Source organism: Pseudomonas endophytica, from assembly GCF_001411475.1.
In the GTDB taxonomy this organism is placed as follows: domain Bacteria; phylum Pseudomonadota; class Gammaproteobacteria; order Pseudomonadales; family Pseudomonadaceae; genus Aquipseudomonas; species Aquipseudomonas endophytica.
The window spans coordinates 16,307-31,250 of sequence record NZ_LLWH01000001.1; the positions used below are offsets into that span (position 1 = coordinate 16,307).

At 54.4% G+C, this 14,944-nt stretch carries 11 protein-coding genes; 8 read left to right on the top strand and 3 right to left on the bottom strand.

Annotation, left to right across the window (positions count from 1 at the left end; genetic code table 11):
- The first annotated feature begins 21 nt into the window (after nt 1–21).
- Together pobA and AQS70_RS00085 are read left to right on the top strand one after the other, a co-directional pair.
- The gene (gene pobA, locus AQS70_RS00080) at nt 22–1,206 is read left to right on the top strand and encodes a 4-hydroxybenzoate 3-monooxygenase (RefSeq protein ID WP_055100912.1); all 1,185 of its coding nucleotides are present in this window, start codon (nt 22–24) and stop codon (nt 1,204–1,206) included.
- A 61-nt stretch (nt 1,207–1,267) separates the two neighbouring features.
- The gene (locus AQS70_RS00085) at nt 1,268–2,782 is read left to right on the top strand and encodes an MDR family MFS transporter (protein ID WP_055100913.1); all 1,515 of its coding nucleotides are present in this window, start codon (nt 1,268–1,270) and stop codon (nt 2,780–2,782) included.
- Nucleotides 2,783–2,995: 213 nt separating this feature from the next.
- Here the strand turns inward: AQS70_RS00085 and AQS70_RS00090 are convergent, their stop codons facing one another.
- The 3 genes from AQS70_RS00090 to AQS70_RS00100 are packed head-to-tail and all read right to left on the bottom strand — an operon-like array spanning nt 2,996 to nt 5,792.
- Nucleotides 2,996–3,817, bottom strand: a complete 822-nt coding sequence (locus AQS70_RS00090) for a hypothetical protein (RefSeq protein ID WP_055100914.1) — start codon at nt 3,815–3,817, stop codon at nt 2,996–2,998.
- A 30-nt stretch (nt 3,818–3,847) separates the two neighbouring features.
- Nucleotides 3,848–4,846, bottom strand: a complete 999-nt coding sequence (locus AQS70_RS00095; protein ID WP_055100915.1) for an NAD-dependent epimerase/dehydratase family protein — start codon at nt 4,844–4,846, stop codon at nt 3,848–3,850.
- 52 nt (nt 4,847–4,898) lie between these two features.
- Nucleotides 4,899–5,792, bottom strand: coding sequence for a LysR family transcriptional regulator ArgP (locus AQS70_RS00100; RefSeq protein ID WP_055100916.1), 894 nt, complete (start codon nt 5,790–5,792; stop codon nt 4,899–4,901).
- Between the two features lie 104 nt (nt 5,793–5,896).
- Here AQS70_RS00100 and AQS70_RS00105 point away from each other — a divergent pair, with 104 nt between their 5' ends.
- The 6 genes from AQS70_RS00105 to AQS70_RS00130 all read left to right on the top strand — a co-directional run bounded on the left by AQS70_RS00105 (nt 5,897) and on the right by AQS70_RS00130 (nt 14,933).
- Nucleotides 5,897–6,499, top strand: a complete 603-nt coding sequence (locus AQS70_RS00105) for a LysE/ArgO family amino acid transporter (RefSeq protein ID WP_055100917.1) — start codon at nt 5,897–5,899, stop codon at nt 6,497–6,499.
- A 197-nt stretch (nt 6,500–6,696) separates the two neighbouring features.
- Nucleotides 6,697–7,293, top strand: coding sequence for a superoxide dismutase (locus tag AQS70_RS00110; protein WP_055100918.1), 597 nt, complete (start codon nt 6,697–6,699; stop codon nt 7,291–7,293).
- Nucleotides 7,294–7,547: 254 nt separating this feature from the next.
- Entirely contained in the window at nt 7,548–9,599 is a 2,052-nt protein-coding gene (locus AQS70_RS00115; protein WP_055100919.1) for a putative bifunctional diguanylate cyclase/phosphodiesterase, read from the top strand.
- A 166-nt stretch (nt 9,600–9,765) separates the two neighbouring features.
- Nucleotides 9,766–11,112, top strand: coding sequence for an imelysin family protein (locus AQS70_RS00120; protein ID WP_055100920.1), 1,347 nt, complete (start codon nt 9,766–9,768; stop codon nt 11,110–11,112).
- A gap of 1,312 nt (nt 11,113–12,424) precedes the next feature.
- Nucleotides 12,425–13,843 (top strand): di-heme oxidoreductase family protein, encoded by a 1,419-nt coding sequence (locus AQS70_RS00125; protein WP_055100921.1) that lies wholly within the window; start codon nt 12,425–12,427, stop codon nt 13,841–13,843.
- A gap of 25 nt (nt 13,844–13,868) precedes the next feature.
- Nucleotides 13,869–14,933 (top strand): imelysin family protein, encoded by a 1,065-nt coding sequence (locus tag AQS70_RS00130; protein ID WP_055100922.1) that lies wholly within the window; start codon nt 13,869–13,871, stop codon nt 14,931–14,933.
- Nucleotides 14,934–14,944: the final 11 nt, after the last annotated feature.

Consider the following 14,944-nt stretch of genomic DNA (forward strand, 5'->3'; position numbering starts at 1 on the left):
GCCTTGCGAGAGACAACAACAATGAGAACTCAAGTCGCTATTATCGGTGCTGGGCCTTCTGGCTTACTGCTCGGCCAACTGCTGCACAACGCCGGGATTGATAACGTCATTCTCGAACGTCAAACCGCGGATTACGTGCTCGGACGAATTCGCGCAGGGGTCTTGGAACAAGGCATGATCGACCTGCTGCGTCAAGCCGGTGTTAGCCAGCGCATGGATGCTGAAGGTCAAGTACATGATGGCTTTGAACTAGCATTGGATGGCCGTCGGGTACACATCGACCTCAAAGGTTTGACTGGCGGTAAAAGCGTGATGGTCTACGGCCAGACCGAGGTCACCCGTGACTTGATGGCCGCCCGCACAGCCGCGGGTGCACAAACGCTGTATAGCGCCAGCCATGTGCAGCCCCATGATATGAAAACCGACGCGCCTTACATCACCTTCGAAAAAAACGGCGAAACGTGGCGCTTGGACTGCGATTACATCGCCGGCTGCGATGGTTTTCACGGGGTCGCACGTCAGTCGATTCCGAGCGAAGTGTTGAAAGTCTTTGAGCGTGTGTATCCGTTTGGCTGGCTGGGTGTGTTGGCAGACACACCACCGGTGAATGATGAGTTGGTTTACGCCAAACATAAGCGCGGTTTTGCCTTATGCAGCCAACGGTCGGCGACTCGCAGTCGCTATTACTTACAGGTGCCCGCCGATGAAAAAGCGCAAGACTGGTCAGATCAGCGTTTCTGGGACGAATTAAAAACCCGCCTGCCCGCCGAGTTGAGCGAACGGCTGGTGACCGGCCCTTCGATCGAGAAAAGCATCGCGCCGCTGCGCAGCTTTGTGGTCGAGCCCATGCAGTTCGGCCGTCTGTTTTTGGTGGGTGATGCCGCCCATATTGTGCCGCCCACTGGCGCCAAGGGCTTGAACCTGGCGGCGAGCGATGTCAGCACGTTATTCAAGATTCTGCTCAAGGTGTACACCGAGGGCCGCACCGACTTGCTGGAACGCTACTCCGAGGTGTGCTTACGCCGAATCTGGAAAGCCGAGCGCTTTTCGTGGTGGATGACCTCGATGCTGCACCGCTTTGCTGACAGTGATGAGTTTAGCCAGCGTATTACTGACAGCGAGTTGGCCTATTTCATCGACTCTGAGGCCGGGCGCACAACCATTGCAGAAAATTACGTTGGACTTCCTTACGAAACTATCGAATAGCAAGCTATCGAGTACAATCGCGGGCATCCCGACCTACGTTTGATGCCCGCAGGTGTACTTCGTGACCAGCCTTAACCCGCCTTTACAGGCCAAACCCGCCATTCGCAGCATTTTGGTTGCCCTGATGCTGGCCATTTTTTTGGGGGCGCTGGATCAAACCATCGTCGCCGTGTCGATTCCGGCTATTTCTGCGCAATTTAAAGATGTCAGCCAACTGGCGTGGGTGATTTCCGGCTACATGGTGGCCATGACCGTGGCCGTGCCGATTTACGGCAAGCTCGGCGACTTGTACGGACGCAGAAGCCTGATGCTGTTTGGCATGGGCTTGTTTACCCTAGCGTCGGTGTTTTGCGGGCTTGCGCAGAACATGGAACAACTGGTGTTGGCGCGGATCATTCAAGGCATTGGTGCGGGCGGGATGATCTCGGTTAGCCAAGCGATCATCGGCGACATCGTGCCGCCCCGCGAGCGTGGGCGCTATCAAGGGTATTTCAGCAGCATGTACGCGGTGGCCAGCGTAGCCGGCCCGGTGCTGGGCGGGTTCATGACGGAATACTTATCGTGGCGTTGGGTATTTCTCATCAATTTACCGCTGGGGTTGATGTCGTGGCTTATCGCTTATCGCACGCTGATCGGGCTACCTATCCCACAGCGCAAGCCAATTATTGACTACACCGGCACGCTGCTGATGATTGTTGGCCTGACCTCACTGCTGCTGGGCATCACCTTTATTGGTCAGGGCCTCAGTTGGCGCGATGATCAAGTGCTGGGCCTGTTTGCGGTGGCGCTGGTGGGTTTAGTGCTGTTTGTTTGGCATGAACGACGCACCCCGGAGCCTTTGCTGCCGATGCACTTATTCGCCAATCGCAGCGCAGTGCTGTGCTGGTGCACTGTTTTCTTCACCAGCTTCCAAGCCATTTCTCTGATCGTGTTGCTACCGCTGCGTTACCAGAGCGTGACCGGCGCGGGGGCGGACAGTGCGGCTCTGCACCTGCTACCGCTGGCCATAGGCTTGCCGATGGGTGCCTACTTTGCTGGTCGCATGACCTCGGTGACTGGGTATTACAAGCCGATGATCTTAAGTGGGGCCATTTTGATGCCCTGCTCCATCATCGGTATGGCGTTGAGTGCGCCGAGTGCGGAGCTGTTGAGCGGGGTCTTTATGCTGCTGAGCGGGATCGCGGCGGGGTTGCAGTTTCCGACCTCGCTGGTGGGCGCACAAAACTCGGTGCAGCAACCGGATATTGGCGTCGCCACCAGCACTACTAACCTGTTCCGCTCGTTAGGGGGGGCGGTGGGTGTGGCGTTGATGTCAGCCTTATTACTGGCATTGCTGCATGACTCGTTACTAACACCTGTAGGCCAACCACTACTGGGGGAAGCCAGCTCGGGTAATGCGTTACTCGACGGGCTCAACGCGGTGCAGGGGCCGGCGCTGGACAGCTTGCGCAGTGAATTGCTGGACACCTTCCGCCATTTGCTGTTGGTCAGTGCTGCTATTTCGTTGTTGGGCTTGGGTGCGGCGATAGCGATGCCCAACAAGGTCTTGCGCGGGCGCAAGGATAAAGCTCAGTGACTGGGCCTATTCTCGCGCCTACAGAAGCCCACTGTAGGAGCTGCCGCAGGCTGCGATCTGTTGATGTTAAAGATCAAAAGATCGCAGCCTTCGTGCCTCGACAGCTCCTACAGGGTTGTGATCTGCGGCCCAAAAGGGGATGGATGCCCAACCTTTGGGCCGCAAATCATCTTTTGACGTGGCAACAGGCTGGTCTATGCCTGCTTCTCGGGCTTATGGCCGGGCGCTGATTTGCTTTTGCAGATTCTGGATCTGGCTTTGCAAGGTGTTGATGTTGCGCGTCATTTGGGCACGGAATACGTCAAACTCAGCTGTATTAGGCCCTTGCGAGGCCGCCGGACGGTTTTCTAGCTGGCTTTTGAGCACGATCATATCCTGCTCCAAACGCTTCATTGAATCGTTCGGGTTGCCCTGTTTCTGCAACGCCGTCACGGCACCCGCCTGCTGTGCAACCGTGGTTTTAAGCGTCGCCAGTTCAGACCCAACAGCTTTTAGGTCACTCTCCAGTTGGGTCTGGGTTTCTTTCTGGGTGGTGACTTGTTGCACCATAGCGGCTTTGAGGCTTTCAAAGCGCTGATCCAGATTGTCCTGCTGCCCTGTGACCAACCCTTGCTGACGCTTGCCCTGCTCCACAAGCTGATCTTCAAGCTGTTTGATCTGTAACTTTAGGGCTTCGCTGCCGTTATTAATGTTCGACTCACTGGCCACCACTTTGCCTGAGATGGCCTGTAGGCGCCCCGCTGCCTCCTCGCTGATACGAGCAAAGCTTTCTTGAGTGGCAACCAGTTGCTGCTCCATCAAAGAAATTTGTTGAAAGCTCCACCAGGCCAGCCCGCCTACGGCTACTAATAGTGCCAAGATCAATGCCCACAAAGGCCCAGTGCTTGGGCCTTTGACCTTAATCACCGGTGTATTGCGCGAGTACACCGTGGTGCGATCACGTGCCCCGCCGTTCAACGCCAACTCATCGTGGTCATCGGCATCGGCACGCAGGGGCGGAACATTGTCAAAGTCGTCACGTGAGTCGTTACGCATGGAAAAACCTTATCTGGATCCTGAAAAATATTAGCGGTACGGCGACTCTTGAGCTTTCCACCAGCCACAAAACTCGTCCAGCGCCGTCCATAGGCTGACGTTGGGGTCGTAATCGAGGTAGTGCCGCGCCCGGCTGATGTCGAGAGTAAAGTCTTTATTCATCACCTGCACTCCATAACGCGACAGCGTTGGTGCCGGTTGACCCGGCCACAGCTTGCACGCCGCCTCGCTCAACGCGCCCACACAGTAGGCGCCACCGTACCCGCGATAACGGGTGACTGGCGGCAGATGCATCTGACGCATGACATAGTTAACGACGTCCCAAAACGGAATTGGCGTGCCATTGCTGATGTTGTAAGCCTTACCTAAAGCCGAGCCGCTCACTAATACGCTGCTCATCAGCGCTTCACTGAGGTTGTGCATGCTGGTGAAATCAACTTTGTTCAAACCATTGCCAATGATTGCGACACGATTTTTGCGTTGTTGCGCCAGCAATCTCGGGAAAAGGCTCATGTCCCCGGCGCCGGTGACAAACTGCGGGCGCAGAGCAATCACTTCAAGACCGAATTCCTGAGCCCCAAACACCCTTTGCTCCGCCAAAAACTTGGTTTCGGCGTAAGGGTGTTTAAAACGCTTGGGGACCTGATCTTCGGTGAGACCTAAGTGTGAGTGGCCGTCAACGTACAGTGAGGCCGAAGACAAATGCACCAACCGCCGTACCCGCTGTTTTAAGCACGCCTCCACCACGTTCTCAGTCACCAGCACGTTGTCGCGGAAGAAGTCTTGATAACGCCCCCACGTGCCGACGTGCCCCGCACAGTGCACCACAACATCAACATCGACGCACAGGTCACGCACCAATAAGGCATCGGTCAAATCACCCTGGATAAACTCAGCACCACGGCGCACCAGGTGTTCGACACCTTCGGCTCGACGCCCGCTGACCCGCACGTCAAAGCCCTGCTCTAAGGCAAAACGCGCAAAGCGTCCGCCAATAAAGCCGCTTGCGCCGGTAACCAGAATCTTCATCAATTGCTCCAAATGCTGTAAGTCTTGTTGCCTGCTGTTTAAACGTTGGATGTCAGGCTAAAGGCACTAACCACTGAGACACAGAACGGGATAAATGTGCCGTGAGCGCTTCTAGCAGTTGCCCACCATTGCGCCAATGATGCCAGTACAGTGGCACGTCGATGGGTTTATCTGGCAAAAGCTCCACCAGTACCCCATTGGCCAGTTGCTCGCGCGCCTGTTGTTCAGGGATCAGCCCCCAGCCAAGCCCCGCCTCAGTTAGGCGAATAAAGCCTTCTGATGAGGGGCATAGATGGTGTTCGAACCCGCCGTCTACCCCCAGCGCTGCCAAGTAGCGATGTTGCAAAAAATCATCCGGGCCGAACACCAAGGCCGGGGTTTTAGCTAAATGTGCGGCGCTCACACCCTGGGGAAAATGCCGCTCAATGAATGCAGGGCTGGCCATCGCGCGATAGCGCATTGCGCCCAATAACAGACTGCGTGCGCCCGCTACCGGGCGTTCACTGGCACACAAGCACGCTGCCACTTCGCCTGCGCGCATGCGCTTAAGACCGACGGTCTGGTCCTCCACCACCAAGTCCAGTAACAGGTGGTTGTCGGCGCAAAAACCCCCTACTGCCTGCGCCCACCAAGTGGCCAAGCTGTCAGCGTTTAATGCAATCCGCAGCCGCTCCGGTAAGCCTTCATCATCCAGCGCTGGAACCACACTCTGCAGATCACGCTCAAGTAAACGCACCTGCTGCACATGGTTGAGTAAACGCTTGCCGATGTCGGTAGGGCTTGGGGGCGTGACACGCACTAGCACAGGTTGTCCGACACGGGATTCAAGCAATTTGATGCGCTGGGAAACAGCCGATTGTGACAGTCCGAGTACCTGCGCCGCACGCTCAAAACCGGCCTGTTCAACAACGGCGGCCAACGCCGAGAGTAATTTATAGTCGAACATCAGTTTTCCTAATGGGCGATCAGCAATATTGTTTTTTCTTATACAGCCAAGACTCAGACAATAGCCAGCATCAACCTTCTCTTGTGATGTGGCGAGTAAGTCTTATGTGGCAGAGCTACCTGAATGGCCTGTTGGTCGCGTTCGGCCTGATTATGGCCATCGGCACCCAAAACGCTTTCGTACTGGCGCAAAGTCTACGCCGGGAACACCACCTGCCGGTGGCCGCCTTTTGCGTGATCTGTGACGCGCTACTGGTGGCTGCTGGTGTCTTTGGTCTGGCGACTCTTCTGGCGCAAAACGCGGTGTTGTTAAGTGTGGCGCGCTGGGGCGGCGCAGTGTTTTTGCTATGGTATGGCACGCAGGCGTTACGCCGAGCCTTTTCGGCGTCGAGCCTTGAGCAGTCGACTGGCCAGACCGCACGCTCACTCAAAGCGGTGATGCTGAGCGCATTGGCGGTGACATTACTTAATCCACACGTCTATCTGGACACGGTGTTATTAATTGGCTCACTTGGCGCACAACAAAGCGTGCCTGGCGCCTATGTAGTGGGGGCGGCAAGTGCTTCGTTGCTGTGGTTTTTCAGCTTGGCCCTGGGCGCAGCATGGCTTGCCCCTTGGTTGGCCCGTCCCGGTACGTGGCGCCTGCTGGATCTATTGGTGGCGATGATGATGTATGCCGTGGCCGTGCAGTTGATTGTGGCGGGTTAAAGGGCCAGAAAAGCATCAAATTTTTGAATCATTCTCGCTGAAACGTCTATCCCACACAGTTGTCGCGTGGTTATGCCGCAACCCCGGTGCTATGATCCGAGGCTTGCGCCGCAAAGAGTACAAACTCCCCGGCGCGTGTTTGGCCGCCCGTGATCGGCCTTGCGCTCATCGCAACTGACCTGATTAGGAGAATCAACATGGCTTTCGAATTGCCGCCGCTGCCGTACGCCCACGATGCCTTGCAGCCGCACATCTCCAAAGAAACCTTGGAGTATCACCACGACAAACACCACAACACCTACGTTGTGAACCTGAACAACCTGGTGCCTGGCACCGAGTTCGAAGGCAAAACCCTAGAAGAGATCGTTAAATCCTCTTCGGGCGGTATCTTCAACAACGCCGCTCAAGTATGGAACCACACGTTCTACTGGAACTGCCTGTCGCCAAACGGCGGCGGCGAGCCTACTGGCGCTCTGGCTGATGCCATCAACGCTGCTTTCGGCTCGTTCGAAAAATTCAAAGAAGAATTCAGCAAAACGTCTATCGGCACCTTCGGCTCTGGCTGGGGCTGGCTGGTGAAGAAGGCTGACGGTTCCCTGGCACTGGCCAGCACCATTGGCGCCGGCAACCCGCTGACCAGCGGTGACACTCCGCTGCTGACTTGCGACGTTTGGGAACACGCTTACTACATCGACTACCGCAACGTACGTCCTAAGTATGTCGAAGCGTTCTGGAACATCGTTAACTGGAAGTTTGTTGCAGAGCAGTTCGAAGGCAAAACCTTCACCGCTTAAGGCTGACTTTTCAAAAAAACCCGGCATTGCCGGGTTTTTTTATGGCCAAAACAAAAGCAACTGATGAATCTGTCTTTGCGCCAGCTAAGATCAATTACCTAAGGGTTTTATTTCATTCGACGGCTCAAGTTCAGCGGGTTTTGAACCGACACATTAGCCAGTGCAAAAGCCCCCAGATAGCGCCCTTTAAGACTATAAGCGACTCCTTCATCCCCATGACCACAGGCAAGTCGGCAAGAAATAAGGAATGACCTTTGAAGCTGGAATTCAAGAACAGCTTGTCGATCAAACTACTCAGGATCGTATTGCTCTGCGCATTGATCGTGGGCGGGGTTTTAGGTTGCGCGCAAATCGTGTTCGACGCCTACATCACTCGCCAAACGGTCACCGAAGACGCCAACCGAATCCTCAACATGTTTCGCGACCCCTCAACTCAGGCGCTGTACAGCCTAGACAAAGAAATGGCGATGCAGGTTGTTGAAGGGCTGTTTCAAGACAGCGCGGTGCACAAAGCATCTATCGGCCCGCCTAATGAAGCCGTGCTTGCCGAAAAAAACCGCCCCCTGCTGGACACGTCCAGTCGCTGGCTAACCGACTTGATTCTGGGCAAGGAACGTACATTCACAACAAGCTTGGTAGGCGCAAACCAAGAATATTACGGAGACTTGAGCATCACCTTCGATACCGCCACGTACGGACAAAGCTTCTTGACCAACGCTGGCGCCCTAATGCTTTCGGGGCTATTGCGCGCCTTGCTGATGAGCTTGGTGTTGTATCTGGTGTATCACTGGTTATTGACTAAACCTTTGTCAAACATAATCCAGCACCTCACTCGCATCAATCCTGACCACCCCAGCGAGCATTTGATCCCGCTCCTCAAAGGGCATGAAAACAATGAACTTGGACTCTGGGTTAACACCGCTAATCAGTTGCTAATCTCGATTGAGCGCAATACTCATTTACGCCATGAAGCTGAAAACTCTTTATTGCGCATGGCCCAATACGACTTTTTAACCGGGCTGCCGAACCGTCAGCAATTGCAAACCCAGTTGAGCAAGATCTTGGTGGATGCCAGCCGATCACAACGCCGAGTTGCCGTGCTGTGTGTCGGCCTTGATGATTTCAAAGGCATCAATGAGCAATTTGGGTATCAAACCGGCGATCAGTTGTTGCAAGCCCTAACCGACCGCATTCGCGCCCACAGCGGTAGCCTTGGTGCATTGGCGCGCTTGGGTGGCGATCAATTTGCGCTGGTGCAGGCGTACATCGAGCAGCCTTACGAATCTGCGGAGTTGGCGCAGTATATTTTGGACGACCTCGAAGCGCCGTTCAGTATCGAACAGCAAAACATTCGCCTGCGCGCCACTATCGGCATCACGCTGTTTCCTGAAGATGGCGACACTTCTGAGCAGTTGCTGCAAAAAGCCGAGCAAACCATGACCTTGGCCAAAAATCGCTCACGTGGCCGTTATCAGTTTTATATCGCCAGTGTGGACCGCGAAATGCGCCGCCGCCGAGAGCTGGAGAAAGACCTGCGCGACGCGTTGGCTTGCAACCAGCTGTACTTGGCCTATCAACCCCAAATTCGTTACAGCGACCATCGAGTTGTCGGCGTCGAAGCGTTATTGCGCTGGCATCATCCTGAACACGGTCTGATCGCGCCAGACCTGTTTATCCCGCTGGCCGAAGCCAATGGCAGCATTATTGCCATTGGCGAGTGGGTGCTGGACCAAGCTTGCAGTCAACTGCGCGAGTGGCACGATCAGGGGTTCACTGAGCTGCGCATGGCGGTCAATTTGTCGACCGTGCAATTGCATCACAGCGAGCTGCCACGCGTAGTCAATAATCTGTTGCAGGTCTACCGCTTACCCCCTGGCAGTTTGGAACTGGAAGTGACAGAAACCAGTTTGATGGAGGACATCACCACCGCAGCCCAGCATTTACTGAGCCTACGCCGCTCAGGAGCGCTTATTGCCATTGATGACTTCGGCACCGGTTATTCATCGCTGAGTTACCTCAAAAGCCTGCCACTGGACAAAATCAAGATCGACAAGAGCTTTGTGCAAGACCTGATTGACGATGACGACGACACCACGATCGTGCGCGCCATCATTCAACTGGGTAAAAGCTTGGGTATGCAAGTGATTGCCGAGGGCGTCGAAACCCTTGAGCAAGAAGCGTATGTGATCAGTGAAGGCTGCCATGAAGGCCAGGGCTATTTGTACAGCAAGCCTTTAAGCGCACGAGAGTTGAGCGCTTATTTGAAACAGGCCCAGCGCAATAGCGCGCCTAACACGTCTGTTTAGGCCGCGATTTTTTGCGACATCGCGGACATCAACGCCAGAGGCTTTAGCAAATAGGAAATATTTACAGTCGTAACCCTTTACATAAAATGCATATCTTTCGCATTATGTCGCACGTTTTGCGTGCCGTCGCATGCTTGTCCCACCTCTCGAAGCAGGATGTTCGCCCATGATTCGTATGCCCCTGGCTACCGCCAGTCTGCTGGCCATCGCTATTTCACTCGCCGGTTGCGGTGATCAAGACAAAGAAAAAACAGCCACAGCCCCCACGCCAGCGGCAGCGACTACTTCTGCTACGCCAGCCACGGATGCCAGCGCGACGAAAGTTGACGACGCCGCAGCCAAAGCTGTTGTCGGGCACTACGCAGACATCGTGTATGCCGTCTACAGCGACTCCGAGTCCACGGCTAAAACGCTGCAAACCGCTATCGACGCGTTCCTCGCCAAACCGAACGCCGATACGTTAAAAGCTGCACGTGAAGCCTGGGTTGCGGCGCGTGTGCCTTACCTGCAAAGCGAAGTGTTCCGCTTTGGCAACACCATCATTGATGACTGGGAAGGCCAAGTGAACGCTTGGCCGTTGGACGAAGGTCTGATCGACTACGTTGACACCAGCTACGCGGGCGCTCTGGGTAACCCAGGGGCGAATGCCAACATCATCGCCAACACTCAGATTCAAGTGGGCGAAGACAAAATCGACGTCACAGAAATCACCCCTGAAACCTTGGCCAGCCTCAATGAGCTGGGCGGTTCCGAAGCCAACGTAGCCACTGGCTACCACGCCATTGAGTTCCTGCTGTGGGGCCAAGACCTGAACGGTACTGGCCCAGGCGCGGGCAACCGCCCTGCTTCTGACTACCTAGAAGGCGAAGGCGCCACAGGCGGTCACAACGAACGCCGTCGTGCTTACCTCAAAGCGGTGACTCAACTGTTGGTGAACGACCTGAATGAAATGGTCGGCAACTGGGCGCCAAACGTTTCCGACAACTACCGCGCCACGCTCGAAGCTGAGTCCCCACAAAACGGCTTGCGCAAAATGCTATTCGGCATGGGCAGCCTGTCGTTGGGTGAACTGGCGGGTGAGCGCATGAAAGTGTCGCTAGAAGCCAACTCCCCCGAAGACGAGCAAGACTGCTTTAGCGACAACACCCATAACTCTCACTTCTACGATGCCAAAGGCATTCGTAACGTGTACTTGGGTGAGTACCTGCGCACTGACGGCACCAAAATGACCGGCCCGAGCCTGTCGTCGCTGGTCGTCGCAATTGACCCGGCCACTGACACCACGCTCAAGTCCGACTTGGCCGACACCGAAGCTAAAATCCAAGTCATGGTTGACCTCGCTAACAAAGGCGAGCATTACGACCAGTTGATCGCTGCCGGTAACGAATCGGGCAACCAAGTGGTACGTGACGCCATCGCTGCTCTGGTTAAGCAAACGGCTGCCATTGAGCAGGCCGCTGGCAAACTGGGCATCAGCGACCTGAACCCAGATAACGCTGATCACGATTTTTGATCTGCTGGGTTTAAGTGACTGATAGAAAAGGCGACCTTCGGGTCGCCTTTTTATAGGGCCCCCGGCGCCCATCGTCACAAACCCAAGTCAAAAGCACACTGTTGTTCACTCAAGAAACCAAACGTGTAAGAGCGAGCTTGCTCGCGATCTTTTGATCATTAACAGATCGCGAGCAAGCTCGCGTCTACAGGAGGTTTCTAGACCCTGCCGTTTCAAAAAACTTTATCCAGACAATACATATTAATAGCTTCTCCCCTGTACATAAGTGATGAAATCAAAACTCAACATTTACCGGATGAGAAAACATGGCTATTAACCCTACACCCTTTCAATTAAGCGGCACCCCTTTACTCCCCCCTAATCAAACAATGTCTCCCGGGCAGTATCTAATAACCGAAAACGGACGCTTTCGACTAGAGCTACAAGCTGATGGAAATTTGATTATTAAAGAAGGTGAAATTATTATTTGGACTGCGGATAACCATTAGGCTTATAGCAAAACTTTGCAGCGCAAAAAAATGCGTGAACACCTTCACTTCGTAATCAGCAATAGTGGTTTTCTTTATGACCCGTCCAGAAGACGCTTATGGATTGCTGAAAGCACTCATAGCATTGATAAATCGCTTTGGTATAACGCCTGCATGGTCATGCAAAACGATGGAAACTTGGTCATTTATGACCAACGTACAGGAAATCTTTGCTGGGCACGAACGGGCTTTACTCCAGGTCGTATGGCAAAAAGAACATTCAACGTGCTCAATATTTTACCTGACGGCAGACCGTACACTCTATGGGAATTTTAACTCCCCAACGATAAACCCTAACCCCACTCAACAAGTCGATTAGTTTTTAAAGGTAGCAGGAGGATATAAACAATAAGAACCATAAGGATCCGTCTGACATTTATAAGCAAGCTCCTCGCCGTGAGTCTTAGGAATAAAACAATCGTTTACACAACCAGAAAGCGTAAACAACATGTATATCGCTATGAGCAATTTCATATCAACTCCTTTTTTATGAAGTATACCTTTCTAAAAATTAATTACACTTCATCACTATCTGATTAATTTGTCAGAAATACCCATTGTATTACGGGTTCTTGTAGGACCTCACTCAATGCCAATCAGTCAAGCTGGTTGGCATTTTCAATCATGATCGACCAAAACTCTGGCCTCGACAGACCTCCCGCGTGGGCCCTATCTTTTTACGAATTAGGCTGTCGGCCTCCACCAAACGCTAATCCCTCTTATTTCTAATCACCTTCCCTGATAAACTTTCGCCCCTCGATTTTGCTGACTGATCTGGACGTTTGATGCCCTCGTTGCCTCTGCGACTGTCTTTGCTGCTGGCCTTAGGCCTTGCTGGCTGTGATGAGGCGCCGCGTTTTACTCAACCTGAGCCTGGCGAAGCCCGCTCTGGCGGGGCTGCGACGGTGCACAAAACTGATCACAATGCGTTTTCCATGCCTTCTGCCAACCTTTCGCCCACCCGGCGTCTGGATTTCAGCGTAGGGAACAGTTTTTTTCGAAGCCCTTGGGTGATTGCGCCCTCCACCACCACGGCGCGTGATGGTCTGGGCCCGCTGTTCAATACCAATGGCTGCCAAAACTGTCATATCAAAGACGGCCGCGGCCATCCTCCGCTGCCAGATGCCAAAAATGCAGTTTCGATGTTAGTGCGTCTGTCGATTCCCAACGAACCTACTTACGCCAAATTGATCGAGCAAACCGGCATCGTTCCTGAGCCGGTGTATGGTGGCCAGTTGCAGGACATGGCGGTTCCCGGTGTGGCGCCAGAGGGTAAGGTTCGGGTCGACTACCAACCTGTATCGGTGCGTTTTAAGGACGGTACTGAAATCGAATTGCGTAAACCCAGCCTGCAGATCACCCAACTGGGGTATGGGCCAATGCATCCCGAAACCCGCATGTCGGCACGTATTGCTCCACCGATGATTGGTTTGGGCCTGCTTGAGGCGATTCCCGATGAGGCGATTCTGGCCAATGCGGCGAACAATCGTCGTGACGGCATCAATGGGCGCCCCAATCAAGTGTGGGATGACGCACAGCAGAAAACTGTTTTAGGTCGTTTTGGCTGGAAAGCAGGTCAACCGAACCTCAACCAACAAAATGTTCACGCCTTTTCTGGTGATATGGGGCTCACTACCCGCTTAAGACCGTTTGATGATTGCACGCCCGCGCAAACCGCCTGCTTGGAAGCACCGAACGGTAACGGACCAGACGGCGAACCCGAGGTCAGTGACAACATTTTACGTCTGGTGGAGTTTTACACGCGTAACCTCGCCGTACCGGCACGTCGCGATGCCGGCTCAGCGCAGGTGCTGGCGGGTAAAAACCTGTTCTATCAGGCCGGTTGCGTGTCATGCCATACGCCCAAGTTCACCACTTCGGCTAACGCCGCTGAACCCGAGCTGGCCAATCAGGTCATTTATCCGTACAGCGATTTACTGTTACACGACATGGGCCCCGGACTTGCCGATAATCGGACCGAGTACGCGGCCTCAGGCAGCGATTGGCGGACCCCGCCGCTGTGGGGCATTGGTTTGACCCAAGCGGTGAGCGGCCACACTCAGTTTTTACACGATGGTCGTGCACGTAACTTACTGGAAGCCGTGTTGTGGCATGGCGGCGAGGCGGAACCCGCCAAACAACAGGTATTGCAATTTAATGCCGAGCAACGCGCTGCGTTGCTGGCGTTCCTGAATTCTCTTTAACGTTTATAAGATCGGGGACCCCGACATGTTTCGACCCAAGCTTTTGTTCACCAGCCTTGCAGCTATCGCCTTGGCAGCCTGCTCGCCTCAAGATCAGCAAGCCGTCACCTCGGCCGCTATCGCCAAACAGGTGATTTTGCCGACTTACAGCCGCTGGGTTGACGCCGACCGCCAACTGGCAGTCAGTGCGCTGGCCTACTGTGAAGGCAAAGAGTCACTCGAAACGGCTCGCGCCGACTTCTTACATGCACAAAAAGCTTGGGCGCAACTGCAACCGCTGTTGATCGGCCCACTGGCCGAAGGCAATCGCTCGTGGCAAGTGCAGTTCTGGCCGGACAAAAAGAATCTGGTCGGACGCCAAGTGGAACAACTGGTTATTGCTCAGCCGCAGATTGATGCCGCCACACTGACCAAATCCAGCGTTGTCGTGCAAGGTCTGTCGGCTTATGAATACATTCTGTTCGACAGCAATATCGACTTGGCTGACGCCACTCAGAAAGCCCGCTACTGCCCATTGCTGACCGCCATTGGCGAGCATCAAAAACAGTTGGCTGAAGACATTCTGGCGGGCTGGAACAGCACTGACGGTATGTTGGCGCAAATGACCAAGTTCCCAAACCAGCGCTACGCTGACTCTCACGAGGCCATCGCTGATTTACTCCGCGTGCAAGTGACCGCACTCGATACCCTGAAAAAGAAGCTCGGCACTCCAATGGGCCGTCAGAGCAAGGGCATCCCGCAACCCCTGCAAGCCGATGCATGGCGCAGTCAGGCGTCATTACAGAGCTTGGCAGCCAGTCTCGCCGCGGCTCAGACTGTGTGGGCTGGCGTCGACAACAAAGGGCTGCGCGGGTTGTTGCCTGCCGAACAAAAGCCGCTGGCAGAGAAGATCGACGCCGCGTACGCCACGTCCCTTAAGTTGCTCAACGATAACCAGCGCTCCCTCAACGAACTGCTGGCTGACGACGCTGGCATCGCGCAACTAAATGCCATCTATGACAGCCTCAATGTGGTCCACCGTCTGCACGAAGGCGAACTGGCCAAGGCGCTGGGCATTCAATTGGGCTTTAACGCCAACGACGGCGACTGATAAAGGATGGT

Coding starts and splice junctions, on each gene's coding strand:
- pobA (WP_055100912.1), top strand. CDS start 22: ATGAGAACTCAAGTCGCTATTATCGGTGCTGGGCCTTCTGGCTTACTG.
- AQS70_RS00090 (WP_055100914.1), bottom strand. CDS start 3,817: ATGCGTAACGACTCACGTGACGACTTTGACAATGTTCCGCCCCTGCGT.
- AQS70_RS00095 (WP_055100915.1), bottom strand. CDS start 4,846: ATGAAGATTCTGGTTACCGGCGCAAGCGGCTTTATTGGCGGACGCTTT.
- AQS70_RS00100 (WP_055100916.1), bottom strand. CDS start 5,792: ATGTTCGACTATAAATTACTCTCGGCGTTGGCCGCCGTTGTTGAACAG.
- AQS70_RS00105 (WP_055100917.1), top strand. CDS start 5,897: ATGTGGCAGAGCTACCTGAATGGCCTGTTGGTCGCGTTCGGCCTGATT.
- AQS70_RS00110 (WP_055100918.1), top strand. CDS start 6,697: ATGGCTTTCGAATTGCCGCCGCTGCCGTACGCCCACGATGCCTTGCAG.
- AQS70_RS00120 (WP_055100920.1), top strand. CDS start 9,766: ATGATTCGTATGCCCCTGGCTACCGCCAGTCTGCTGGCCATCGCTATT.
- AQS70_RS00125 (WP_055100921.1), top strand. CDS start 12,425: ATGCCCTCGTTGCCTCTGCGACTGTCTTTGCTGCTGGCCTTAGGCCTT.
- AQS70_RS00130 (WP_055100922.1), top strand. CDS start 13,869: ATGTTTCGACCCAAGCTTTTGTTCACCAGCCTTGCAGCTATCGCCTTG.